This window comes from Amycolatopsis sp. MEPSY49 (genome assembly GCF_051337345.1).
In the GTDB taxonomy this organism is placed as follows: Bacteria; Actinomycetota; Actinomycetes; order Mycobacteriales; family Pseudonocardiaceae; genus Amycolatopsis.
Genome location: NZ_JBDLYJ010000014.1, coordinates 18593 through 40190, shown reverse-complemented (window position 1 = coordinate 40190; position 21598 = coordinate 18593). Strand labels below are relative to the sequence as shown.

The window sequence follows — 21598 nt, the reverse complement described above, 5'->3', positions numbered from 1 at the left end:
CTACGGCTTCTTCGGGCCGTCGAGCAGGACCTCGACCTGGCCGAAGAACGCCTTGTGGTCGTCCTCGGTGCCCTGGTAGACGTTCGCCGCGTCGGTGAACTTCGCCTGCGCCGACGTCAGGCCCTCGGCCATCGACGCCAGCAGGTCGCGCAGCTCGTGCAGCGTCTCGTCGTACCCGTGCTTGGTGAACAGGCCGACCACGCCCCACGACTTGTCGCCGACGTCGGACTGGCCGACCTTTTCGGTGAACTCGGCACCCTGGTCCCGGTACCTGCCGAGGTCGCCGGCGTACTTGCGCAGCGCGTCGACCTCCACCCGGTAACCGCCGGCTCCGTCGGGCATCAGTCCTCCTCGTCGAACAGGTTCTTCAGGAAGGTGTCGCCCGCCGATCCGCCGCTCGCGGGCTTCCGCGGTGGCGGTGGCGGGGCGTCGTCGGCTTGGCGCAGGACCCGCTGGTCCTCGAAGTCCTCCGGCGCCGCTTCTTCCCGCGTGAGCTTCGACCGCAGTTCCTCGACGGTGGTTCCGAAGGCTTCGGCCTGGGTCTCGAGGACCTGGTCGACCAGGCCGAGCTCGTCGCCGAGGTGCTCCTGGACGAGCACGACCTGCCGGCGCGCGGCCTCGCCGACGGCTTCCCGGAGCGTCGACATGAGGGCCGAGGAGAGGGCTTGCGGGCCCTTCGCGAGCGCGGCGTCGGTGAACTTGACGTCGAGGACCGCGCCGCCGGGCCCGGTGACGACGGTCACGCCCCCGTCCGGCGAGGACGCGCTCGCCCGCAGCTCGGTCAGCTGCCGCTGCATCGCGCCGAGGCCGGCGAACCGGTCGTCGACGTTGCGGATGCCCGACTGGAACCGCTCGAACTCGGCTATCAGCTGGTCGAACTCGGCCGCCATGCCCCTCGTTCCCTCCCGTTCGCGTGCTGTCCGCCACCCATCGTGGCGTGTGACGCACGGAACGCCGGATCCGATCCCACTGCATCACCCGGTCGGGTAATGGGTAGGTTGCGGCCGCAAGGGGAAGCAGGGGAACAGCGCTAGGAGTGCGTGATGAGCAGCAGCGAAGGGGCCGGCCGGCCCGACGAAGAGCCGAAGTCGACGGGCAGCCACGCGGCGCCGGAGGGCGCCGGGGTGCACCCGCTGATCGACCTCTCGCGCGACCCGAACCCGGGCAAGCCGGACCACGCCAAGCCCGACGAGGACTGAGCAGGGGCCGGAAGCCGGCCGCAGCCCGAACCGGTCCGGGCCGGGGACGTCATGAACGACTCTTTCCTGGCGTCCGGCGAGGTGAACGGGTCGTTCATCGCGCGCCCGGCCGCGGGGCGGCCGGCTCGGGGAGGCCCGCCGGCCGCGGAACATTCCCGAGGCCGGCGGTGTTGCAATCGGTGCGGGGGGAGTCCGCGCCGGGAGCACTCCGCGTCGAAGACCCGAGGAAACCGGCGCCGGTGGGCGGGGAAACCACGCCACCGTGACCGGACTCCGGAACATCCCCCGGCCGGGCGGTGCCGAGAGGTAGGCTGGAGGTTCGCCGACCTTCAGACCCCCCGCCGCGTTCCGTCCGGACCCGGGCGGGTATCTTTGGAGACCGTGCCCGGCAGGCGTCGGGCCGCTCCGCGTGCCGTGCGCATGGGCGGGGTGCTCAGGCACCCGGTCACCGGCTTCGGCAGGTCGGGGTTCCGACGGAAAATCCCTCCGGGAAGTTACCGGTCGAGAGACCGTGACGCGGGCCGACACGCCCGACCGCGGGGGCCGGTGAAGACACGAAGAAGCAGATCACGACAGGAAGCTGGTCCATTGCCCACGATCCAGCAGCTGGTCCGCAAGGGCCGCCAGGACAAGGCTGCCAAGCAGAAGACCGCGGCCCTCAAGGGGAGCCCGCAGCGGCGTGGCGTGTGCACTCGCGTGTACACCACGACCCCCAAGAAGCCGAACTCGGCGCTGCGCAAGGTCGCGCGTGTGAAGCTGACCAGCGGCATCGAGGTCACCGCCTACATCCCCGGTGAGGGCCACAACCTGCAGGAGCACTCGATGGTGCTCGTGCGTGGTGGTCGTGTGAAGGACCTTCCGGGTGTCCGTTACAAGATCATCCGCGGTTCGCTCGACACGCAGGGAGTCAAGAACCGCAAGCAGGCGCGCAGCCGGTACGGCGCGAAGAAGGAGAAGAGCTAATGCCCCGCAAGGGTCCGGCCCCGAAGCGGCCGCTGATCTCCGACCCCGTCTACGCCTCCCCGCTGGTCACCCAGCTGGTGAACAAGGTGCTGAAGGACGGGAAGCGGTCCCTGGCCGAGCGCATCGTGTACGGCGCGCTCGAAGGCGCTCGCGAGAAGACGGGCACCGACCCGGTCGTCACGCTGAAGCGCGCCCTCGACAACGTGAAGCCCACCATCGAGGTGAAGAGCCGCCGCGTCGGTGGTGCCACCTACCAGGTGCCGATCGAGGTCAAGCCGGGCCGCTCGACGACCCTGGCGCTGCGCTGGCTGGTCTCCTTCTCGCAGGCCCGCCGCGAGAAGACGATGATCGAGCGCCTGCAGAACGAGCTCCTGGACGCGTCGAACGGCCTCGGGGCCTCCGTGAAGCGTCGCGAGGACACGCACAAGATGGCCGAGTCCAACCGGGCCTTCGCGCACTACCGCTGGTGATTTCCGCCCGGCATCAGATGCAAGCCATGCCGGGCCCCACGCTTGAGACAGGGGAACATTCTCGTGGCACGTGAAGTGCTGACCGACCTCAACAAGGTCCGCAACATCGGCATCATGGCGCACATCGACGCCGGCAAGACCACCACCACCGAGCGGATCCTGTTCTACACCGGGGTCAACTACAAGATCGGTGAAGTCCACGACGGCGCCGCCACCATGGACTGGATGGAGGAGGAGCAGAAGCGGGGTATCACCATCACCTCGGCTGCCACCACCACCTTCTGGAACGACTACCAGATCAACCTGATCGACACCCCCGGGCACGTCGACTTCACCGTCGAGGTGGAGCGCAACCTGCGGGTGCTCGACGGCGCGGTCGCCGTCTTCGACGGCAAGGAGGGTGTCGAGCCGCAGTCCGAGCAGGTCTGGCGGCAGGCGGACAAGTACGACGTCCCGCGCATCTGCTTCGTCAACAAGATGGACAAGCTGGGTGCGGACTTCTACTACACCCTGAAGACGATCACGGAGCGCCTCGGCGTCAAGCCGCTGGCGATCCAGCTGCCGATCGGCGCCGAGAACGACTTCGAAGGCGTCGTCGACCTGGTCCGCATGAAGGCGCTGACCTGGCGCGGCGAGGTCCAGAAGGGCGAGGACTACTCGGTCGAGGACATCCCCGCCGAGCTGGCCGACCGCGCCGCGGAGTACCGCGAGAAGCTGATCGAGGCCGTCGCCGAGACCGACGACGCGCTGATGGAGAAGTTCCTCGAGGGCGAAGAGCTGTCGACGGACGAGATCAAGTCCGGCATCCGCAAGCTGGTCATCACCCGCGAGGCGTTCCCGGTCCTGGCCGGCTCCGCCTTCAAGAACAAGGGCGTGCAGCCCATGCTCGACGCGGTGATCGACTACCTGCCGTCGCCGCTGGACGTCCCGGCCGTCGAGGGCCTGCTGTCCGACGGTGAGACCGTCGTGACCCGCAAGGCCTCGGTCGACGAGCCGTTCGCCGCGCTCGCGTTCAAGATCGCCGCGCACCCGTTCTTCGGCAAGCTGACCTACATCCGGGTGTACTCGGGCAAGGTCGCCGCCGGCGCTCAGGTCATCAACGCGACCAAGGAGCGCAAGGAGCGCATCGGGAAGATCTTCCAGATGCACTCCAACAAGGAGAACCCGGTCGACGACGCCCAGGTCGGCCACATCTACGCGGTCATCGGGCTGAAGGACACCACCACGGGTGACACCCTGGCGGACCCGCAGAACCCGATCGTGCTGGAGTCGATGACGTTCCCCGAGCCGGTCATCCGGGTCGCGATCGAGCCGAAGACGAAGGCCGACCAGGAGAAGCTGTCCCTGGCGATCCAGAAGCTGGCCGAAGAGGACCCGACGTTCCAGGTCAAGCTGGACGAGGACACCGGCCAGACGATCATCGCGGGCATGGGCGAGCTGCACCTCGAGGTGCTGGTGAACCGGATGAAGTCCGACTACAAGGTCGAGGCGAACATCGGCAAGCCGCAGGTCGCCTACCGCGAGACGATCAAGAAGACGGTCGACAAGCTCGACTACGTCCACAAGAAGCAGACCGGTGGTTCCGGCCAGTTCGCGAAGGTCATCGTGAAGCTGGAGCCGCTCGAGCGCACCGACGGCGCGCTCTACGAGTTCGACAACAAGGTGACCGGTGGCCGGGTGCCGCGGGAGTACATCCCGTCGGTGGACGCCGGTGCGCAGGACGCCATGCAGTACGGCGTGCTGGCCGGATACCCGCTCGTCGGGTTGAAGTTCACCCTGTTGGACGGTGCGTACCACGAGGTCGACTCTTCGGAGATGGCGTTCAAGATCGCCGGTTCCATGGCGATGAAGGAAGCCGCGAAGAAGGCCGGCCCGGTGATCCTGGAGCCGATGATGGCGGTCGAGGTGACCACGCCCGAGGACTACATGGGTGACGTCATCGGTGACCTCAACTCCCGCCGTGGTCAGATCCAGGCCATGGAGGAGCGGTCGGGCACCCGCGTCGTGAAGGCGCTGGTCCCGCTGTCGGAGATGTTCGGCTACGTCGGCGACCTGCGGTCCCGCACCCAGGGCCGGGCGAACTACTCCATGGTGTTCGACTCCTACGCCGAGGTTCCCGCGAACGTCGCGAAGGAAATCATCGCGAAGGCGACGGGGGAGTAAAGCCCCTCACCGCGCGCGGGCATTAAGGGACTCTCCTGAACGTCCGCTAGCACCGACGAAGGAACATTCGGGGGCTGGCAGCCACGCCGGCCCCCGAGCACAAAGCGAAACCAGTCCAGGAGGACATTCCAGTGGCGAAGGCGAAGTTCGAGCGGAGCAAGCCGCACGTCAACATCGGGACCATCGGTCACGTCGACCACGGCAAGACCACGCTGACCGCGGCGATCACCAAGGTTCTGCACGACAAGTACCCCGAGCTCAACGAGTCGCGTGCGTTCGACCAGATCGACAACGCGCCCGAAGAGCGCCAGCGCGGTATCACGATCAACATCTCGCACGTCGAGTACCAGACCGAGAAGCGTCACTACGCGCACGTCGACGCCCCCGGTCACGCGGACTACATCAAGAACATGATCACCGGTGCCGCCCAGATGGACGGCGCGATCCTGGTCGTGGCCGCGACCGACGGCCCGATGCCGCAGACCCGTGAGCACGTGCTGCTCGCCCGCCAGGTCGGCGTGCCCTACATCGTGGTGGCGCTGAACAAGGCCGACATGGTCGACGACGAGGAGATCCTCGAGCTCGTCGAGCTGGAGGTCCGCGAGCTGCTGTCCTCGCAGGAGTTCCCGGGCGACGACGCCCCCGTCGTGCGCGTCTCGGGCCTCAAGGCCCTCGAGGGCGACGCGAAGTGGGCCGAGGCCGTTCTCGAGCTGATGACCGCCGTCGACGACAACGTGCCGGACCCGGTGCGTGAGCTCGACAAGCCGTTCCTCATGCCGATCGAGGACGTCTTCACCATCACCGGTCGCGGCACCGTCGTCACCGGCCGCGTCGAGCGTGGCGTGGTCAACGTGAACGAAGAGGTCGAGATCGTCGGCATCAAGGAGAAGTCGCAGAAGACGACTGTCACCGGTGTCGAGATGTTCCGCAAGCTGCTCGACTCGGGCCAGGCGGGCGACAACGTCGGCCTCCTGCTCCGCGGCATCAAGCGCGAGGACGTCGAGCGCGGCCAGGTCGTCGTGAAGCCGGGCACCACCACCCCGCACACCGACTTCGAGGGCCGGGTCTACATCCTGTCGAAGGACGAGGGTGGCCGTCACACCCCGTTCTTCAACAACTACCGCCCGCAGTTCTACTTCCGCACCACCGACGTGACCGGCGTCGTGACCCTCCCCGAGGGCACCGAGATGGTCATGCCGGGCGACAACACCGACATCTCGGTGCAGCTGATCCAGCCGGTCGCCATGGACGAGAACCTGCGCTTCGCGATCCGCGAGGGCGGCCGCACCGTCGGTGCGGGTCAGGTCACCAAGATCATCAAGTGATTTAGACGCCCCGGCCCGGGCAATACACCCCCGGGTCAGGGGCGTCAAATCACGTGTGCGACACTATTCAGGTTGCTCGTCCTGGGGCGGCCGATCCCTGTCAGGGGTCCGGCCGCCCTGGTGCGAGTGGCCACGGTCCGCCGAGCTCTTCCTTCGGGTTGCAGGCGAGCGGGCAAAGGCAGTGAGACGGTGTTCTTGCAAAAGCGCAGCCGGCTCATAGCCTCCTCACGTTGAGGAAGACCAGGCAAGACGACGATCCCGCGGGATCCGTCTGTGCGTCGGGCGCGACACGCCCGACCGCGTGGACCGGGGACAGGGCCGTTGAACTGCGGAAACCCAGGCTCAGGGTGGAAACACCCGGCGGGGTTTGTGAGATAGCGGCACGAGACGACAAGGAACGAGCAGCCACCATGGCGGGACAGAAGATCCGCATCCGGCTCAAGGCCTACGACCACGAGGCGATCGACACCTCGGCGCGCAAGATCGTGGAGACGGTCACGCGCACCGGCGCCCGGGTCGTCGGGCCGGTGCCGCTGCCCACCGAGAAGAACGTTTACTGCGTCATCCGCTCGCCGCACAAGTACAAGGACTCGCGCGAGCACTTCGAGATGCGCACGCACAAGCGTCTGATCGACATCCTCGACCCGACGCCGAAGACGGTCGACGCGCTCATGCGCATCGACCTGCCGGCGAGCGTCGACGTCAACATCCAGTAGCGGCTGGCGAGCGGCGGAGAGTAAGAGACTCATGTCTGACAGGCAAATGAAGGGCATCCTGGGCACCAAGCTCGGCATGACCCAGGTCTTCGACGAGCAGAACCGGGTCGTCCCGGTCACCGTCGTGAAGGCCGGCCCGAACGTGGTGACCCAGGTTCGGACCCAGGACAAGGACGGCTACAAGGCCGTGCAGCTGGCGTTCGGCGCGGTCGACCCGCGCAAGGTGAACAAGCCGCGCACCGGCCACTTCGACAAGGCGGGCGTGACGCCGCGCCGGTTCCTCGCCGAGCTGCGCACCACCGACGCCGAGACCTACGAGGTCGGTCAGGAGATCACCGCCGAGGTGTTCGCCGCCGGCGTCGAGGTCGACGTGACCGGTACCAGCAAGGGCAAGGGCTACGCGGGTGTCATGAAGCGCCACGGCTTCAAGGGCCAGGGCGCGAGCCACGGTGCCCAGGCCGTGCACCGCAAGCCGGGCTCGATCGGTGGCTGCGCCACCCCCGGCCGCGTCTTCAAGGGCCTGCGCATGGCGGGCCGGATGGGCAACGACCGGGTCACCACGCAGAACCTGACCGTGCACGCCGTGCGTGCCGAGGACGGCCTGCTGCTGATCAAGGGCGCTGTGCCCGGTCCCAAGGGCGGCGTGCTGTTCGTTCGCAGCGCCGCGAAGGGTGGTAACTCCGAATGACAAGCGTCGAGCTGAAGACCCCGGCCGGTAAAGCCGACGGCACCGTGGACCTCCCCGAGGAGATCTTCGACGTGCAGGCCAATGTCGCGCTGATGCACCAGGTGGTGGTGGCCCAGCAGGCCGCCGCGCGCCAGGGCACGCACGACACGAAGACCCGTGGTGAGGTCTCCGGTGGCGGCAAGAAGCCGTACCGGCAGAAGGGCACCGGTCGTGCCCGCCAGGGTTCGACCCGCGCGCCGCAGTTCGTCGGCGGTGGCGTCGTCCACGGCCCCACGCCGCGTGACTACTCGCAGCGCACCCCGAAGAAGATGAAGGCCGCCGCCCTGCGTGGCGCCCTCTCCGACCGGGCGCGCGCCGGCCAGCTGCACGTCGTCACCGAGCTGGTGACCGGTGAGAAGCCGTCGACCAAGGCCGCCAAGACCGCCCTCGCCGCCGTCACGGCCGCGAAGCGCGTGCTCGTGGTGCTGGACCGGGCCGACGAGCTGAGCTGGGTTTCCCTCCGGAACCTGCCCGAGGTGCACCTGCTCTGGGCCGACCAGCTCAACACCTACGACGTCCTGGTCAACGACGACGTCGTGTTCACCAAGGCCGCGTACGACGCGTTCGTCGCCGGCCCCGTCCGCGGTAAGTCCGTCAAGGCTTCCGCGCGGTCGGGCGAGGTCACGGAAGGGAGTGACGAGAAGTGAGTTCGGTCGCCATTCCGGACCCCCGCGACATCCTGCTCGCGCCGGTCATCTCCGAGAAGTCCTACGGGCTGCTCGAGGACCACAAGTACACGTTCATCGTCCGCCCGGACGCCAACAAGACCCAGATCAAGATCGCGGTCGAGAAGGTGTTCGGCGTCAAGGTGGTCAGCGTCAACACGGCCAACCGCCAGGGCAAGCGGAAGCGGACTCGCGCGGGCTTCGGCAAGCGCAAGGACACCAAGCGCGCCATCGTGACTCTTTCGCCTGAGAGCAAGGCGATCGAGATCTTCGGCGGACCCACCGCGTAAAGGACTGAGCTGACAATGGGCATCCGCAAGTACAAGCCGACGACCCCGGGTCGTCGCGGTTCGAGCGTCTCGGACTTCGCCGAGATCACCCGCTCCACCCCGGAGAAGTCGCTGCTTCGTCCGCTGAGCGGTTCGGGCGGTCGCAACTCGTCCGGCAAGATCACCACCCGGCACAAGGGTGGCGGCCACAAGCGCGCTTACCGCGTCATCGACTTCCGTCGCAATGACAAGGACGGCATCCCCGCCAAGGTCGCGCACATCGAGTACGACCCCAACCGGTCCGCTCGCATCGCGCTGCTGCACTACGCCGACGGCGAGAAGCGCTACATCATCGCGCCGGAGAAGCTGAAGCAGGGCGACACCGTCGAGAACGGCCCCCGGGCCGACATCAAGCCGGGCAACAACCTGCCGCTGCGCAACATCCCGGTCGGCACCGTGATCCACGCGATCGAGCTCCGCCCCGGTGGCGGCGCGAAGATGGCGCGGTCCGCCGGCGCGAAGGTGCAGCTCGTCGCCAAGGACGGTCCGTACGCCCAGCTGCGTCTCCCCTCGGGCGAGATCCGCAACGTGGACGTGCGCAACCGCGCCACGGTCGGCGAGGTCGGCAACTCCGAGCACGCCAACATCAACTGGGGCAAGGCCGGCCGCAACCGCTGGCGCGGCAAGCGCCCCACGGTCCGCGGTGTCGTCATGAACCCGGTCGACCACCCGCACGGTGGTGGTGAGGGCAAGACCTCCGGTGGTCGCCACCCGGTCAACCCGAACGGTAAGCCCGAGGGCCGTACGCGCCGGCGCAAGCCGTCCGACGCCCTCATCGTCCGCCGCCGGCGTACCGGCAAGAAGCGCTGAGCAGGGAGGTAGAAGCACATGCCACGCAGCCTTAAGAAGGGCCCGTTCGTGGACGACCACCTGCTCAAGAAGGTGGACGCGCTGAACGAATCGGGCAAGAAGACGGTCATCAAGACCTGGTCGCGCCGCTCGACGATCATCCCGGACTTCCTGGGTCACACGATCGCCGTGCACGACGGCCGCAAGCACGTCCCGGTGTTCGTCACCGAGGCCATGGTGGGTCACAAGCTGGGCGAGTTCGCCCCGACGCGGACCTTCAAGGGCCACATCAAGGACGACCGCAAGTCGCGCCGCCGCTGAGCGGGCACGAGAAAAGACAAGGGAAGTAGCGATGAACGCCCAGAACGACGCGACGGTCGAGGCCCTGCCTACGGCTTACGCGCGGGCTCGCTTCGTCCGGGACTCGCCGACCAAGGTGCGCCGGGTGATCGAGCTCATCAAGGGACGTAGCGCCGCCGACGCCTTGGCCGTGCTCCGGTTCGCCCCGCAGGCGGCCAGCGAGCCGGTCGCGAAGGTGCTCGCCAGCGCCGTGGCCAACGCCGAGAACAACCTTCAGCTGGACCCGGAGACGCTCTGGGTCAAGAACGCGTACGCCGACGAGGGCCCCACCCTCAAGCGCATCCGCCCGCGGGCCCAGGGCCGCGCGTACCGGATCCGCAAGCGGACCAGCCACATCACCGTCGAGGTGGAGTCGCGTCCGGCCGTCGCGCCGAAGGCTCAGAGCAAGAAGAAGGCAGGTGGCCGGTAGTGGGCCAGAAGATCAACCCGCACGGTTTCCGCCTGGGTATCACCACGGACTGGAAGTCGCGCTGGTACGCCGACAAGCAGTACGCCGAGTACGTGGCCGAGGACGTCAAGATCCGCAAGCTCCTCGCCACCGGCATGGAGCGCGCGGGCATCTCCAAGGTCGAGATCGAGCGCACGCGTGACCGCGTCCGCGTCGACATCCACACCGCCCGGCCGGGCATCGTCATCGGCCGCCGCGGCGCGGAGGCCGACCGGATCCGCGGCGCGCTGGAGAAGCTGACCAAGAAGCAGGTCCAGCTGAACATCCTCGAGGTCAAGAACCCCGAGGCCGACGCCCAGCTGGTCGCCCAGGCGGTCGCGGAGCAGCTCTCCAACCGCGTGGCGTTCCGCCGCGCGATGCGGAAGGCGATCCAGACCTCCATGCGCTCGCCGCAGGTCAAGGGCATCCGCGTGCAGTGCGGCGGTCGTCTCGGCGGTGCCGAGATGTCCCGCTCCGAGCACTACCGCGATGGCCGCGTCCCGCTGCACACGCTGCGCGCCGACATCGACTACGGCTTCTTCGAGGCCAAGACGACGTTCGGTCGCATCGGCGTCAAGGTGTGGATCTACAAGGGTGAGCTCGTCGGTGGCCTGAAGGCCCGCGAAGCGCGTGACGCCGCCGAGCGCGCGCCGCGTCGCGACCGTGACCGCAGCGACCGGCCGTCCCGCCCGCGTCGTTCCGGCGCGTCGGGCACGACCGCCACCTCGACCGAAGCCGGTCGCGCCGCCGCTGCCGCCACGACCGAGGCGGCCCCGGCCACCGAGACCGCAGAAAAGACGGAGGGCTGAGACGTGCTCATCCCGCGCAGGGTCAAGCACCGGAAGCAGCACTCCCCGAAGCGCCACGGCGCCGCCAAGGGTGGCACGAAGGTCAGCTTCGGCGAGTACGGCATCCAGGCGCTTGAGCACAGCTACGTGACGAACCGGCAGATCGAGTCCGCTCGTATCGCCATGACCCGTCACATCAAGCGTGGTGGCAAGGTGTGGACGACCATCTACCCGGACCGCCCGCTGACCAAGAAGCCGGCCGAGACCCGGATGGGTTCCGGTAAGGGTTCGCCCGAGTGGTGGATCGCCAACGTGAAGCCGGGCCGCGTGATGTTCGAGATCTCGTTCCCGAACGAGGAGACGGCCCGCGAGGCGCTGCGCCGCGCGATCCACAAGCTGCCCATGAAGTGCCGCATCGTGACCCGTGAAGGTGGTGAGTTCTGATGGCGAAGGCAGGTGCCCTGGCATCGGAGCTGCGTGAGCTCACCGCGGAAGAGCTCGTCCTGCGTCTCAAGGAGTACAAGGAGGAGCTCTTCAACCTCCGCTTCCAGATGGCGACCGGGCAGCTCGACAACAACCGCCGTCTGCGCACCGTCCGCACGGACATCGCGCGGATCTACACGGTCATGCGCGAGCGCGAACTCGGCCTGTCCGTTGCCCCCGACGCCGAGAGTGAAGGTGCCGCATGAGCGAGCCCACCACCGAGACGCCGGCCCGGAACGACCGCAAGGTCCGCGAGGGCTACGTCGTCTCGGACAAGATGAACAAGACGATCGTGGTCGAGCTCGAGGACCGCAAGAAGCACCCCCGCTACTCGAAGGTCGTCCGGAGCACCACCAAGGTCAAGGTGCACGACGAGAACAACGAGGCGGGCGTGGGCGACCGGGTCACCCTGATGGAGACCCGCCCGCTGTCGGCATCGAAGCGGTGGCGCCTGGTGCAGATCGTGGAGAAGGCCAAGTAAGCAGGGCTCTTCGGAGTCTTTAGTTCCGCAAGGCTCGCCAATGTGAACTCACAAGCGGGCGAGAACCGGCGCGACATACAGGAGTTGACGTGATCCAGCAGGAGTCGCGGCTTCGGGTAGCCGACAACACGGGTGCGAAGGAAATCCTCTGCATCCGCGTTCTCGGTGGTTCCGGGCGGCGCTACGCCGGCATCGGCGACATCATCGTCGCCACCGTGAAGGACGCCATCCCGGCCGCCGGGGTGAAGAAGGGCGACGTCGTCAAGGCCGTCATCGTCCGCACGGTCAAGGAGCGTCGTCGTCCGGACGGTTCCTACATCCGGTTTGACGAGAACGCCGCCGTGCTCATCAAGAACGACAACGAGCCCCGGGGCACCCGCATCTTCGGCCCGGTGGGCCGCGAGCTGCGCGACCGAAAGTTCATGAAGATCATTTCGCTCGCGCCGGAGGTGCTGTGATGAAGGTGAAGAAGGGCGACACGGTCGTCGTCATCGCCGGCAAGGACAAGGGCGCCAAGGGCAAGGTCATCCAGGCTTACCCCGAGCGCGACCGCGTGCTGGTCGAGGGCGTGAACCGGATCAAGAAGCACACGCGGATCACCCAGACCCAGCGCGGTGCGCAGTCCGGTGGCATCGTCACGCAGGAGGCCCCGATTCACGTCTCCAACGTGATGGTCGTCGACTCGGACGGCAAGCCGTCCCGGGTGGGTTACCGCATCGGCGAGGACGGCAAGAAGGTCCGGATCTCGCGCCGGAACGGTAAGGACATCTGATGACCACCGCAGAGAAGGTCGCGCCGCGCCTCAAGGTGCGCTACCGCGACGAGATCAAGGGCCAGCTGCAGGCGGAGTTCTCCTTCGCCAACGTCCACCAGATCCCGGGCGTGGTGAAGGTCGTCGTGAACATGGGTGTCGGTGACGCCGCCCGCGACAGCAAGCTGATCGAGGGCGCGGTCAAGGACCTCGCCCTGATCACGGGCCAGAAGCCCGAGGTCCGGAAGGCCCGCAAGTCCATCGCACAGTTCAAGCTGCGCGAGGGCCAGCCGATCGGCGCGCGCGTCACGCTGCGCGGCGACCGCATGTGGGAGTTCCTCGACCGGCTGCTGACCATCGCGCTGCCGCGTATCCGCGACTTCCGCGGGCTTTCGCCGAAGCAGTTCGACGGCCACGGCAACTACACCTTCGGTCTCAACGAGCAGTCGATGTTCCACGAGATCGACCCCGACTCCATCGACCGCCCGCGCGGCATGGACGTCACCGTCGTCACGACCGCTACGAACGACGACGAGGGCCGGGCGCTGCTGCGCAAGCTCGGCTTCCCGTTCAAGGAGAACTGAGCCGATGGCCAAGAAAGCACTGGTCCACAAGGCCGCGAAGAAGCCGAAGTTCGCCGTGCGCGCCTACACCCGCTGCCAGCGGTGCGGCCGCCCGCACGCCGTGTTCCGCAAGTTCGGGCTCTGCCGGATCTGCCTTCGCGAGATGGCGCACGCGGGCGAGCTGCCCGGCGTCCGCAAGTCCAGCTGGTAAGAGCTTCTTTAAAAACTCCACTTCGCCACAGGCCCCGCCCCTCTTTTGGGGCGGGGAACCAGGGCGAGAAAGGTTGACAGGTCACCATGACGATGACCGACCCCATCGCAGACTTCTTGACGCGTCTGCGCAACGCGAACTCGGCGTACCACGACGAGGTCAAGCTCCCGCACTCGAAGCTCAAGGCGAACATCGCCGAGATCCTCAAGCGCGAGGGCTACATCGCGGGTTACCACGACGAGCCGGGCGAGAAGCACAAGAACCTGGTCGTCGAGCTCAAGTACGGCCCCAACCGTGAGCGGAGCATCGCCGGCCTGCGGCGCGTCTCCAAGCCCGGTCTGCGGGTCTACGCAAAATCGACCGAACTGCCGTCCGTTCTCGGTGGGCTGGGCATCGCGATCATCTCGACGTCCGGTGGCCTGCAGACGGACCGTCAGGCCAAGCGCAACAGCGTGGGCGGCGAAGTCCTCGCCTACGTCTGGTAAGGAAGGGGGCACAGACATGTCACGCATCGGAAAGCTGCCGGTCGCCGTCCCCTCCGGGGTCGAGGTGACCATCAACGGTCAGCACATCAGCGTCAAGGGCCCCAAGGGGACCCTGGAGCACACCGTCGCCGAGCCGATCTCGGTCGAGCGCGACGACGACGGCACCCTGCTGGTCAAGCGCCCGGACGACGAGCGCACCAGCAAGGCTCTGCACGGCCTCACCCGCACCCTGGTGAACAACCTGGTCGTGGGTGTGACGTCGGGCTACGAGAAGAAGCTCGAGATCCACGGTGTCGGTTACCGCGTGCAGGCCAAGGGCTCGGACCTCGAGTTCGCCCTCGGCTACAGCCACCCGGTGAAGATCGAGGCCCCGGAAGGCATCACCTTCAAGGTGGAGAGCCCGACCCGGTTCTCGGTCTCCGGCATCGACAAGCAGAAGGTCGGCCAGATCTCGGCGGTCATCCGCCGGCTGCGGCGCCCGGACCCGTACAAGGGCAAGGGCCTGCGGTACGAGGGCGAGAAGATCCGCCGCAAGGTCGGAAAGACGGGTAAGTGATCATGAGCGACACGACTACGAAGCGCAAGCCGGTGGGCAAGGACATCTCGACCCGCCGCCGCGTCGCGAAGGCCCGTCGGCACTTCCGCCTCCGCAAGAAGGTCTCGGGCACGGACCAGCGTCCGCGCCTGGTCGTCAAGCGGTCCTCGCGGCACATCGCCGTGCAGGTCATCGACGACCTGGCCGGCCACACGCTGGCCTCGGCGTCCACCCTCGAGGCGGACGTCCGGGCGCTCGACGGCGACAAGAAGGCCAAGGCCGCCAAGGTCGGGGAGCTCGTCGCCGCGCGTGCCAAGAACGCCGGGATCTCGGCTGTGGTGTTCGACCGTGGGGGCAACGCCTACCACGGCCGCATCGCCGCGCTCGCCGACGCCGCCCGCGAGGCGGGGTTGGAGTTCTGACGATGCAGAAGCTTGTTAACGGAAGGAAAGCCTGATGCCGGGACGTACACGGCAATTCGGCGGCGGCCAGGGTGGACCCGGCGGGCAGGGCGGCAACGACCGCGGTGACCGTCGCGACCGCCGTGACCGGCGCGACAGCGGTCGTGGCGGGGCGGCCCAGGACAAGACCCCGCACCTCGAGAAGGTCGTGACGATCAACCGCGTCGCCAAGGTCGTCAAGGGTGGTCGTCGCTTCAGCTTCACCGCCCTGGTGGTCGTCGGCGACGGCGACGGTCAGGTCGGCGTCGGCTACGGCAAGGCCAAGGAAGTTCCCGCGGCCATCGCCAAGGGCGTCGAGGAAGCGAAGAAGAACTTCTTCCGCGTTCCCCGCGTCGGCGGCACCATCCCGCACCCGATCCAGGGTGAGGAGGCCGCCGGTGTCGTGCTGCTCCGTCCGGCGTCCGCCGGTACCGGCGTCATCGCCGGTGGCCCGGTGCGCGCGGTGCTGGAGTGCGCGGGTGTCCACGACGTGCTGTCGAAGTCGCTCGGCTCCGACAACGCGATCAACATCGTGCACGCGACCGTGGCGGCCCTGAAGGGCCTGCAGCGTCCCGAAGAGGTCGCGGCCCGCCGCGGTCTCCCGCTCGAGGACGTCGCGCCGGCCCGGATGCTGCGCCAGCGCGCGGGCCAGGGGGTCTGACATGGCTCAGCTCAAGGTCACCCAGGTCAAGAGCAAGATCGGCACGAAGCACGCTCACCGCGAGTCGCTGCGCACCCTCGGGCTGCGCAAGATCCGCCAGAGCGTCGTGCGTGAAGACACCCCCCAGGTGCGCGGCCTGATCCACACCGTCCGCCACCTGGTGGAGGTCGAGGAGGTCAAGGCATGACGGCCATCAAGATCCACCACCTGCGTCCGGCTCCGGGCGCCAAGCGCGAGAAGATGCGCGTCGGTCGTGGTGAGGGCTCGAAGGGCAAGACGGCCGGTCGCGGTACGAAGGGCACCAAGGCCCGGAAGAACGTGCCCGCCGGGTTCGAGGGTGGGCAGATGCCCATCCACATGCGGCTGCCGAAGCTGCGTGGCTTCAAGAACCGCTTCCGCACCGAGTACCAGCCGGTGAACGTGGGCGACATCGCCCGCGTCTTCCCGGACGGCGGCACCATCGGTGCCGACGAGCTGGTCAAGGGCGGTCTGGTCCGCAAGGGCAAGCTGGTGAAGGTCCTCGGCAACGGCGACGTGAACGGCGTCAAGCTGAACGTCACCGCCGACGCGTTCTCCGGTTCCGCCAAGGAGAAGCTCGAAGCGGCCGGTGGCTCCGCCACCACCAACTGAGTAAGTTTCAAGCCGAAGGCCCGTCTGGTTCACCAGGCGGGCCTTCGGCGTTTCTCGAGGGGGTTGGTTGTGCGGGCTTTGCTGGTCTTGGCCGCGACGGCGTTGACGGTGGTGGGGACCTTCCTGCCGTTCCTCCGCACCGAGCAGGCCGTGGGGCTGGAACCGTCGGGGATCGCGCAGACGACGCTGCGGGCCTGGCGGATCGACTTCACGTTCCCGGGCCAGGGGGAGATCAGCTCGCCGTCGGCGCCGGTGGGCGTCCCGCTGCTGCTGGCGGCCGCCATCCTGCTGGCGGCGGCAGTCCTCGGCTTAGTGCGGCGCAGGCCCGCCCGGCGCACGACGCTGGTGGGCGCGGCCTTCCTGGCGGGGGCGGTGTGCACGGTCGCCGTGCAGGGCATGCGCAGCCTGGTCGACGACAGAGGGCCGCAGGTTTCGACCACACCACTGGCCGGGACGTGGGTGCTGCTGGCGGCGGTGGCGGTGGCCGCGGGGGCGGCCGTGCTGAGCCACTGGGGCACGCCCAACTGGGCGGATCCCGAGGCGGCGTACGCGGACACGCCGACTCCGCCGTCGGGTGTGGTGATCACGGTGCTCCCACCCAAGGACGACTGACCGGACAGATTCCTTGCCGCGGTGCGGGTCCGGACGGAGGATCGAGGGGTGGACAGACCGTCGCAGGAGCCACCCGAGCCTCCCGGATCGCCGTTGAGCTTCCCGGTGGAGGCGCCGAAGGTCGCGGGCGTGGAGCCGGGAGCGGGATCGCCGCCGGACGGGGAGCCGCTCGGGTTTCCGGCTGAGGCTGGGCGGCCGCCGGAGCTCGGTTCGCCGGCGGGCCCGCTCGGGTTTCCGGCCGAGGCTGCGCGATCGCCGGAGCTTGGTTCGCCGGCGGATCCGCTCGCCTTCCCGGCTGAGGCTGCGCGATCGCCGCAGCTTGGTGCGTCGGCGGGCCCGCTCGGTTTTCCCAGCCAACCTCCCCCACCCCAACCTCCGCCGGCCACCCCGCTGCCGTTCCCGGTCGCGCAGCTGCCCGGCACCGCCCCTACCGCCGCTCAGCCGGCCCACGCCCAACCCGAAGCCGCACCCACTCCGGAAACCCGCGCCCCGCGCCTCCTGCGCTTCCTCCCGCCGGCCCTCACCGCCGCGGCCGCGCTCCTGGCCACCGGCGGCCTCTTCTTCCCCCTCTTCCGCCTCCAGCAGCACGTCAGCGTCCGGCAGCGGGTCTTCGAAGCCCGGCTCACCGTCACCCAGACCGCCTGGGGCAGCCGGATCGAAATCCCCGGTCAGGAGGCCGTCGACCAGGGCGCCGCGCCCGTCGGGATCCCGGTGATCCTCGCCGTCCTTCTCCTCGCCGTCGCCGCTTTCACCGCCTTCGCGCGGTCCCGGCGCGGGCGGTGGCTGATCGGGGCCGGCGCCTTCTTCACCGGTGGGGTCGTCGTCACCGTCGGGATGATCGGGCCCGGCTGGTCCGCCATGGCCGACGGCCTGGACTTCGAGGTCGTCACCACCGCCGGCATGTGGCTGCTGATCGGGGCCGCCGCCGCGGCCGCCGCCGCGGCGGTCATCGCCGCGCTGCCGGGCAAGACCCGCGACTGGGCCGACCCCACCCTCGCCTACGCCGACACCCCGACCCCGCCCAGCGGCGTCGCCATCACCGTGCTCCCACCGGAGCAACAACCCGGTTGACCCCGGCGGTTACCGTGGGGACGTGTCGTGGCTGCTGGTCTTCTTCGGGGCGTCGGTCCTCATCGCGCTTACGCCCGGCGCGAACAACCTGCTCGGCCTCCACCACGGGATGACGCAGGGTGTCCGCCGCGGCCTCGCCGGGCTGGCCGGCCGGCTGGCCGCGTTCACCCTGTTGATCACCGCCGTCGCGGCCGGGCTGGGGCAGCTGCTGGCCGCGTCCGAGACCGCCTTGACGATCATCAAGTGGGCCGGCGCCGGCTACCTGCTCTACCTCGGCCTGCGCCTGCTGTGGTCGACTTTCCGGGGCAAAACGGACGTCCCCGAACCGGACGCGCAGCCGGCGTCGGCCTGGCGCGTGACGCGCAAGGAGTTCGGCGTCGCGATCACCAACCCCAAGGCGATCCTGATCTTCACCGCGTTCGTCCCGCAGTTCATCGACGCAGCTCACGGGCCGTTTCCGGCGCAGATCGCGCTGCTCGGCGCGGTCTACCTGCTCGCCGAGTTCCTGGCCGGCTCGGTCTACGTCGGCGTCGGCGCCGGCCTGAAGTCGATCAAGCTGACCCGGCGGACCCGCCGGAACGTGGACCGGGGGACCGGCGTGGTCCTCGTCGGCCTGGCCGGCGTGCTCGCGACGTCGAACGCGTGAGCCGGAATCTGTCAAGGAATACGGCCAAGACGGCGATGTGGATCAACCCGCCGGAGCAACCTTGGTACGGAAAACGCACACGGACTGCGGACACGCCCTGTGAAGCTGTTAGAGTCGGCGACACGCTTCGGGACGAGTGTGCCCCGAAGCGTTCCTGGCTTGCCTGCCAGTAGTGCTGTGTGTTCCTGCCGGCCCCCGTGCCGGCCAAGCCGATCGTCGGTTGAGGACGGCCGACGACGCCGAGGAGGTCCCCCGCGTGTTCAGCGCCTTCCGCTCGGCTCTCGCGACGCCGGATCTACGCAAGAAGATCCTGTTCACGCTAGCCATCGTCGCGGTCTACCGAATCGGTGCGACCATTCCGGCACCCGGGATCTCCTACGGGGCGGTACAGGCCTGTAGCTCCCAGGCGCAGCAGGAAGGCGTCTACCAGCTGCTGAACCTGTTCAGCGGCGGTGCGCTGCTGCAGCTGTCGCTCTTCTCGACCGGCATCATGCCGTACATCACGGCGAGCATCATCATCCAGCTGCTCACCGTGGTCATCCCGCGGTTCGAGGAGCTGAAGAAGGAAGGCCAGTCCGGCCAGGGCAAGCTGACCCAGTACACCCGGTACCTGACGATCGCGCTGGCGATCCTGCAGGCCACCGGCGTGGTCGCGCTCGCGGACCGCAAGCAGCTCTTCCCCGACTGCGACCAGCCGATCATCCCGGACAACAGCGTCTACTCGCTCGCCATCATCGTCATCACCATGACCGCGGGCACCGCCGTCATGATGTGGCTGGGCGAGCTGATCACCGAACGCGGCGTCGGCAACGGCATGTCCGTCCTGATCTTCCTGAACATCGCCGCGCGCATCCCGGTCGAGGGCGGGAACATCCTGTCCAACGGCGGTGGCATCGCGCTGACGATGATCTGCATCTTCGGGCTCGTGATCATCGCGAGCGTCATCTTCGTCGAGCAGGGGCAGCGCCGGATCCCGGTGCAGTACGCCAAGCGCATGATCGGCCGCCGGATGTACGGCGGCACGTCGACCTACCTGCCGATCAAGGTGAACCAGGCCGGCGTCATCCCGGTCATCTTCGCGTCGTCCCTGCTGTACCTGCCGGACCTGATCAGCCGCCTCGTCGGCGACCAGAACGCCAACTCCGGCTGGCAGGTCTTCATCAAGAACTACATCGTGAACCAGTCCAGCTGGGTGCACATCGCGCTGTACTTCGCCCTGATCATCTTCTTCACGTACTTCTACATCACGATCACGTTCAACGTGGACGAGCGTGCGGAAGAGATGAAGAAGTTCGGCGGGTTCATCCCGGGCATCCGCCCGGGCCGCCCGACGGCCGAGTACCTGAGCTTCGTCCTGGGCCGGATCACCCTCCCCGGTTCGCTGTACCTGGGCATCATCGCGATCCTTCCGAACTTCTTCCTGTCGGTGACCGGTAGCGGGAACAACCAGAACTTCCCGTTCGGTGGCACGGCTGTGCTGATCATGGTCGGTGTCGGGCTCGACACCGTGAAGCAGATCGAAAGCCAGCTGATGCAGCGCAACTACGAAGGGTTCTTGAAGTGACGCGGCTGGTTCTCGTGGGTCCGCCCGGCGCGGGCAAAGGTACGCAGGCGGTGGCTCTGTCGGAGCAGCTGCGCATCCCGCACATCTCCACGGGCGAGCTGTTCCGCGCGCACGTCGGCCAGGAGACCCCGCTGGGCCAGGAAGCGAAGCGCTACCTGGACTCCGGCGAGCTCGTGCCCGACTCGGTGACGAACGAAATGGTCCGCGAGCGCCTGGCGGAGCCGGACGCGAAGGCCGGCTTCCTGCTCGACGGCTTCCCCCGCAACACCAAGCAGGCCGAGGTGCTCGGGGAGATCCTGGGCGACGCCGACGTCTCGCTCGACGCCGTGATCCAGCTGCAGGTGCCCGAGGACGTCGTCGTCGGGCGGCTCATGTCCCGCGGCCGCGCGGACGACACCGAAGAGGTCATCCGCCGCCGCCAGCAGATCTACGTGTCGGACACCGCGCCGCTGCTCGAGTACTACGCCGACATCCTGGTGACCGTCGACGGCGTCGGCAGCGTCGAGGAGATCTCCGGCCGGGTGCTGAAAGCGCTGCGCGACCGCACGTGAACCTCGGAGGATTGCGTGTTCTGCAAGTGCTCCGCCGTGGGCGCATGATCGAGGTCAAGACCCCGGACGAGCTGCAGGCGATGCGGGCCGCGGGGCTCGTCGTCGCCCGCACGCTCGCGGCGGTCCGAGCCATCGCGAAACCCGGCGTCAGCACGGCCGAGCTCGACGAGCTGGCCGAGCAGACGATCCGGGACGCCGGCGCGGTGCCGTCGTTCAAGGGCTACCACGGTTTCCCCGCGTCGATCTGCGCGTCGGTGAACGAGCAGATCGTGCACGGCATCCCGGCGAAGACGCAGGTGCTGGCCGACGGCGACATCATCTCCGTCGACTGCGGCGCGATCCTCGACGGCTGGCACGGCGACTCCGCCGTCACGCTGGCGATCGGCGCGGTTTCCGACGCCGACCTGGCGCTGTCCGCGGCGACCGAAGCGGCGATGTGGGCCGGCATCGAGGCGGTCAGCGCCGGCGGCCGGTTGACCGACATCTCCTACGCCGTCCAGTCGGCCGCCGAACGCGCGGGCCGCGACGACGGCGTCGAGTACGGGATGATCGTCGAGTACGGCGGCCACGGCATCGGCCGCCAGATGCACATGGACCCGTTCCTGCCGAACGTCGGCAAGCCGGGCAAGGGCCCGCGGCTGAAGCCCGGCATGGCCCTGGCGATCGAGCCGATGCTGACCGGCGGCGGCGGCGAGACCCGCGAGCTGGACGACGGCTGGACGGTCGTCACGGCCGACGGCTCCCGCGCGGCGCACTGGGAGCACACCGTCGCGATCACCGAAGAGGGCCCTTGGGTGCTCACAGCACCCGAAGAAGCCTGACCTGCGCGTTCACCCACAAGCGGTGATCGTCGTCACGTCCACCTGCACGGTCCTTTAGCATGGTCACCCCCGGTTTGGGGGTCGCGACACGACATGCGTACACTGTCAAGTCGGCGCACTTATCGCGCCCGGATCCTGCGCGCTCGTGAATTCACGGTCTGAGGGAGTCGGG

At 68.3% G+C, this 21598-nt stretch carries 34 protein-coding genes; 32 read left to right on the top strand and 2 right to left on the bottom strand.

Features of this window, described 5'->3' with window-relative positions; all coding sequences use genetic code 11:
* Complete coding sequence (locus ABFJ78_RS41165; RefSeq protein ID WP_436392877.1) at positions 1-342, bottom strand: ESX-1 secretion-associated protein; 342 nt, start codon at positions 340-342, stop codon at positions 1-3.
* Complete coding sequence (locus tag ABFJ78_RS41160) at positions 342-890, bottom strand: YbaB/EbfC family nucleoid-associated protein (RefSeq protein WP_436392876.1); 549 nt, start codon at positions 888-890, stop codon at positions 342-344. The genes ABFJ78_RS41165 and ABFJ78_RS41160 overlap by 1 nt, the downstream gene beginning before the upstream one ends.
* A 153-nt stretch (positions 891-1043) precedes the next feature.
* Here ABFJ78_RS41160 and ABFJ78_RS41155 point away from each other — a divergent pair, with 153 nt between their 5' ends.
* The 32 genes from ABFJ78_RS41155 (at position 1044) to map (ending at position 21426) form a co-directional block, all read left to right on the top strand.
* A complete protein-coding gene (locus ABFJ78_RS41155) occupies positions 1044-1199 on the top strand; it encodes a hypothetical protein (RefSeq protein ID WP_086675507.1) in 156 nt (51 codons plus the stop codon).
* Positions 1200-1787: 588 nt separating this feature from the next.
* The gene (rpsL, locus tag ABFJ78_RS41150) at positions 1788-2162 is read left to right on the top strand and encodes a 30S ribosomal protein S12 (RefSeq protein WP_003102113.1); all 375 of its coding nucleotides are present in this window, start codon (positions 1788-1790) and stop codon (positions 2160-2162) included.
* Entirely contained in the window at positions 2162-2632 is a 471-nt protein-coding gene (gene rpsG / locus ABFJ78_RS41145) for a 30S ribosomal protein S7 (protein WP_003102106.1), read from the top strand. The genes rpsL and rpsG overlap by 1 nt, the downstream gene beginning before the upstream one ends.
* Before the next feature lie 63 nt (positions 2633-2695).
* Positions 2696-4795, top strand: a complete 2100-nt coding sequence (gene fusA / locus ABFJ78_RS41140) for an elongation factor G (protein ID WP_436392875.1) — start codon at positions 2696-2698, stop codon at positions 4793-4795.
* 131 nt (positions 4796-4926) lie between these two features.
* Positions 4927-6120, top strand: a complete 1194-nt coding sequence (gene tuf / locus ABFJ78_RS41135) for an elongation factor Tu (RefSeq protein WP_360597555.1) — start codon at positions 4927-4929, stop codon at positions 6118-6120.
* 410 nt (positions 6121-6530) lie between these two features.
* A complete protein-coding gene (gene rpsJ / locus ABFJ78_RS41130; protein WP_003102098.1) occupies positions 6531-6836 on the top strand; it encodes a 30S ribosomal protein S10 in 306 nt (101 codons plus the stop codon).
* 31 nt (positions 6837-6867) lie between these two features.
* Positions 6868-7524 carry a 50S ribosomal protein L3 gene (rplC, locus tag ABFJ78_RS41125; RefSeq protein WP_410574183.1) on the top strand — a complete coding sequence of 219 codons (657 nt, stop codon included), beginning with the start codon at positions 6868-6870 and terminating at the stop codon, positions 7522-7524.
* Positions 7521-8210 carry a 50S ribosomal protein L4 gene (gene rplD / locus ABFJ78_RS41120; RefSeq protein WP_436392874.1) on the top strand — a complete coding sequence of 230 codons (690 nt, stop codon included), beginning with the start codon at positions 7521-7523 and terminating at the stop codon, positions 8208-8210. The genes rplC and rplD overlap by 4 nt, the downstream gene beginning before the upstream one ends.
* Positions 8207-8518 carry a 50S ribosomal protein L23 gene (gene rplW / locus ABFJ78_RS41115; protein WP_003102087.1) on the top strand — a complete coding sequence of 104 codons (312 nt, stop codon included), beginning with the start codon at positions 8207-8209 and terminating at the stop codon, positions 8516-8518. Before rplD ends, rplW begins: the two co-directional genes overlap by 4 nt.
* A 15-nt stretch (positions 8519-8533) precedes the next feature.
* Positions 8534-9367, top strand: a complete 834-nt coding sequence (rplB, locus tag ABFJ78_RS41110) for a 50S ribosomal protein L2 (RefSeq protein WP_257921854.1) — start codon at positions 8534-8536, stop codon at positions 9365-9367.
* A gap of 18 nt (positions 9368-9385) precedes the next feature.
* The gene (gene rpsS, locus ABFJ78_RS41105; RefSeq protein WP_003102083.1) at positions 9386-9667 is read left to right on the top strand and encodes a 30S ribosomal protein S19; all 282 of its coding nucleotides are present in this window, start codon (positions 9386-9388) and stop codon (positions 9665-9667) included.
* 31 nt (positions 9668-9698) lie between these two features.
* On the top strand, positions 9699-10115 hold the full coding sequence (gene rplV / locus ABFJ78_RS41100; protein ID WP_372671243.1) for a 50S ribosomal protein L22: 417 nt from the start codon (positions 9699-9701) through the stop codon (positions 10113-10115).
* Positions 10115-10942 (top strand): 30S ribosomal protein S3, encoded by an 828-nt coding sequence (gene rpsC / locus ABFJ78_RS41095; RefSeq protein ID WP_086842942.1) that lies wholly within the window; start codon positions 10115-10117, stop codon positions 10940-10942. Before rplV ends, rpsC begins: the two co-directional genes overlap by 1 nt.
* A 3-nt stretch (positions 10943-10945) precedes the next feature.
* Positions 10946-11365 carry a 50S ribosomal protein L16 gene (gene rplP / locus ABFJ78_RS41090; protein WP_004558864.1) on the top strand — a complete coding sequence of 140 codons (420 nt, stop codon included), beginning with the start codon at positions 10946-10948 and terminating at the stop codon, positions 11363-11365.
* Entirely contained in the window at positions 11365-11610 is a 246-nt protein-coding gene (rpmC, locus tag ABFJ78_RS41085; protein WP_125306113.1) for a 50S ribosomal protein L29, read from the top strand. The genes rplP and rpmC overlap by 1 nt, the downstream gene beginning before the upstream one ends.
* Positions 11607-11885 carry a 30S ribosomal protein S17 gene (gene rpsQ / locus ABFJ78_RS41080; RefSeq protein ID WP_372671242.1) on the top strand — a complete coding sequence of 93 codons (279 nt, stop codon included), beginning with the start codon at positions 11607-11609 and terminating at the stop codon, positions 11883-11885. The genes rpmC and rpsQ overlap by 4 nt, the downstream gene beginning before the upstream one ends.
* A gap of 89 nt (positions 11886-11974) precedes the next feature.
* Positions 11975-12343, top strand: a complete 369-nt coding sequence (rplN, locus tag ABFJ78_RS41075; protein ID WP_004558867.1) for a 50S ribosomal protein L14 — start codon at positions 11975-11977, stop codon at positions 12341-12343.
* Entirely contained in the window at positions 12343-12657 is a 315-nt protein-coding gene (gene rplX, locus ABFJ78_RS41070; RefSeq protein ID WP_086675498.1) for a 50S ribosomal protein L24, read from the top strand. The genes rplN and rplX overlap by 1 nt, the downstream gene beginning before the upstream one ends.
* The gene (gene rplE, locus ABFJ78_RS41065) at positions 12657-13220 is read left to right on the top strand and encodes a 50S ribosomal protein L5 (RefSeq protein WP_125306115.1); all 564 of its coding nucleotides are present in this window, start codon (positions 12657-12659) and stop codon (positions 13218-13220) included. The genes rplX and rplE overlap by 1 nt, the downstream gene beginning before the upstream one ends.
* A 4-nt stretch (positions 13221-13224) precedes the next feature.
* Entirely contained in the window at positions 13225-13410 is a 186-nt protein-coding gene (locus ABFJ78_RS41060; protein WP_004558870.1) for a type Z 30S ribosomal protein S14, read from the top strand.
* An 86-nt stretch (positions 13411-13496) separates the two neighbouring features.
* Positions 13497-13895, top strand: a complete 399-nt coding sequence (gene rpsH, locus ABFJ78_RS41055; protein WP_004558871.1) for a 30S ribosomal protein S8 — start codon at positions 13497-13499, stop codon at positions 13893-13895.
* Between the two features lie 16 nt (positions 13896-13911).
* Entirely contained in the window at positions 13912-14451 is a 540-nt protein-coding gene (gene rplF, locus ABFJ78_RS41050) for a 50S ribosomal protein L6 (RefSeq protein WP_436392873.1), read from the top strand.
* 2 nt (positions 14452-14453) lie between these two features.
* A complete protein-coding gene (gene rplR, locus ABFJ78_RS41045; RefSeq protein ID WP_167379724.1) occupies positions 14454-14852 on the top strand; it encodes a 50S ribosomal protein L18 in 399 nt (132 codons plus the stop codon).
* Positions 14853-14886: 34 nt separating this feature from the next.
* A complete protein-coding gene (gene rpsE, locus ABFJ78_RS41040) occupies positions 14887-15531 on the top strand; it encodes a 30S ribosomal protein S5 (protein ID WP_004558874.1) in 645 nt (214 codons plus the stop codon).
* A 1-nt stretch (position 15532) separates the two neighbouring features.
* Complete coding sequence (rpmD, locus tag ABFJ78_RS41035) at positions 15533-15718, top strand: 50S ribosomal protein L30 (protein ID WP_033291195.1); 186 nt, start codon at positions 15533-15535, stop codon at positions 15716-15718.
* The gene (gene rplO / locus ABFJ78_RS41030; RefSeq protein WP_372671240.1) at positions 15715-16161 is read left to right on the top strand and encodes a 50S ribosomal protein L15; all 447 of its coding nucleotides are present in this window, start codon (positions 15715-15717) and stop codon (positions 16159-16161) included. The genes rpmD and rplO overlap by 4 nt, the downstream gene beginning before the upstream one ends.
* 69 nt (positions 16162-16230) lie before the next feature.
* Positions 16231-16773 (top strand): hypothetical protein, encoded by a 543-nt coding sequence (locus tag ABFJ78_RS41025; RefSeq protein ID WP_436392872.1) that lies wholly within the window; start codon positions 16231-16233, stop codon positions 16771-16773.
* A gap of 48 nt (positions 16774-16821) precedes the next feature.
* Positions 16822-17844 (top strand): hypothetical protein, encoded by a 1023-nt coding sequence (locus ABFJ78_RS41020; protein WP_436392871.1) that lies wholly within the window; start codon positions 16822-16824, stop codon positions 17842-17844.
* A 22-nt stretch (positions 17845-17866) separates the two neighbouring features.
* A complete protein-coding gene (locus ABFJ78_RS41015; protein WP_436392870.1) occupies positions 17867-18490 on the top strand; it encodes a LysE family translocator in 624 nt (207 codons plus the stop codon).
* A 256-nt stretch (positions 18491-18746) separates the two neighbouring features.
* Entirely contained in the window at positions 18747-20054 is a 1308-nt protein-coding gene (gene secY / locus ABFJ78_RS41010) for a preprotein translocase subunit SecY (RefSeq protein WP_436392869.1), read from the top strand.
* Positions 20051-20605 carry an adenylate kinase gene (locus ABFJ78_RS41005; RefSeq protein WP_086681357.1) on the top strand — a complete coding sequence of 185 codons (555 nt, stop codon included), beginning with the start codon at positions 20051-20053 and terminating at the stop codon, positions 20603-20605. Before secY ends, ABFJ78_RS41005 begins: the two co-directional genes overlap by 4 nt.
* A gap of 44 nt (positions 20606-20649) precedes the next feature.
* On the top strand, positions 20650-21426 hold the full coding sequence (map, locus tag ABFJ78_RS41000) for a type I methionyl aminopeptidase (RefSeq protein ID WP_436392868.1): 777 nt from the start codon (positions 20650-20652) through the stop codon (positions 21424-21426).
* Positions 21427-21598 lie beyond the last annotated feature (172 nt).

What these genes read in the sequence shown, in the direction of transcription:
- ABFJ78_RS41165 (WP_436392877.1), bottom strand. Translation starts at nt 342, where the DNA reads ATGCCCGACGGAGCCGGCGGTTACCGGGTGGAGGTCGACGCGCTGCGC.
- ABFJ78_RS41160 (WP_436392876.1), bottom strand. Translation starts at nt 890, where the DNA reads ATGGCGGCCGAGTTCGACCAGCTGATAGCCGAGTTCGAGCGGTTCCAG.
- ABFJ78_RS41155 (WP_086675507.1), top strand. Translation starts at nt 1,044, where the DNA reads ATGAGCAGCAGCGAAGGGGCCGGCCGGCCCGACGAAGAGCCGAAGTCG.
- rpsG (WP_003102106.1), top strand. Translation starts at nt 2,162, where the DNA reads ATGCCCCGCAAGGGTCCGGCCCCGAAGCGGCCGCTGATCTCCGACCCC.
- rpsJ (WP_003102098.1), top strand. Translation starts at nt 6,531, where the DNA reads ATGGCGGGACAGAAGATCCGCATCCGGCTCAAGGCCTACGACCACGAG.
- rplC (WP_410574183.1), top strand. Translation starts at nt 6,868, where the DNA reads ATGTCTGACAGGCAAATGAAGGGCATCCTGGGCACCAAGCTCGGCATG.
- rplD (WP_436392874.1), top strand. Translation starts at nt 7,521, where the DNA reads ATGACAAGCGTCGAGCTGAAGACCCCGGCCGGTAAAGCCGACGGCACC.
- rplB (WP_257921854.1), top strand. Translation starts at nt 8,534, where the DNA reads ATGGGCATCCGCAAGTACAAGCCGACGACCCCGGGTCGTCGCGGTTCG.
- rpsS (WP_003102083.1), top strand. Translation starts at nt 9,386, where the DNA reads ATGCCACGCAGCCTTAAGAAGGGCCCGTTCGTGGACGACCACCTGCTC.
- rplV (WP_372671243.1), top strand. Translation starts at nt 9,699, where the DNA reads ATGAACGCCCAGAACGACGCGACGGTCGAGGCCCTGCCTACGGCTTAC.
- rpmC (WP_125306113.1), top strand. Translation starts at nt 11,365, where the DNA reads ATGGCGAAGGCAGGTGCCCTGGCATCGGAGCTGCGTGAGCTCACCGCG.
- rpsQ (WP_372671242.1), top strand. Translation starts at nt 11,607, where the DNA reads ATGAGCGAGCCCACCACCGAGACGCCGGCCCGGAACGACCGCAAGGTC.
- rplX (WP_086675498.1), top strand. Translation starts at nt 12,343, where the DNA reads ATGAAGGTGAAGAAGGGCGACACGGTCGTCGTCATCGCCGGCAAGGAC.
- rplE (WP_125306115.1), top strand. Translation starts at nt 12,657, where the DNA reads ATGACCACCGCAGAGAAGGTCGCGCCGCGCCTCAAGGTGCGCTACCGC.
- ABFJ78_RS41060 (WP_004558870.1), top strand. Translation starts at nt 13,225, where the DNA reads ATGGCCAAGAAAGCACTGGTCCACAAGGCCGCGAAGAAGCCGAAGTTC.
- rpsH (WP_004558871.1), top strand. Translation starts at nt 13,497, where the DNA reads ATGACGATGACCGACCCCATCGCAGACTTCTTGACGCGTCTGCGCAAC.
- rplF (WP_436392873.1), top strand. Translation starts at nt 13,912, where the DNA reads ATGTCACGCATCGGAAAGCTGCCGGTCGCCGTCCCCTCCGGGGTCGAG.
- rplR (WP_167379724.1), top strand. Translation starts at nt 14,454, where the DNA reads ATGAGCGACACGACTACGAAGCGCAAGCCGGTGGGCAAGGACATCTCG.
- rpsE (WP_004558874.1), top strand. Translation starts at nt 14,887, where the DNA reads ATGCCGGGACGTACACGGCAATTCGGCGGCGGCCAGGGTGGACCCGGC.
- rpmD (WP_033291195.1), top strand. Translation starts at nt 15,533, where the DNA reads ATGGCTCAGCTCAAGGTCACCCAGGTCAAGAGCAAGATCGGCACGAAG.
- rplO (WP_372671240.1), top strand. Translation starts at nt 15,715, where the DNA reads ATGACGGCCATCAAGATCCACCACCTGCGTCCGGCTCCGGGCGCCAAG.
- map (WP_436392868.1), top strand. Translation starts at nt 20,650, where the DNA reads ATGATCGAGGTCAAGACCCCGGACGAGCTGCAGGCGATGCGGGCCGCG.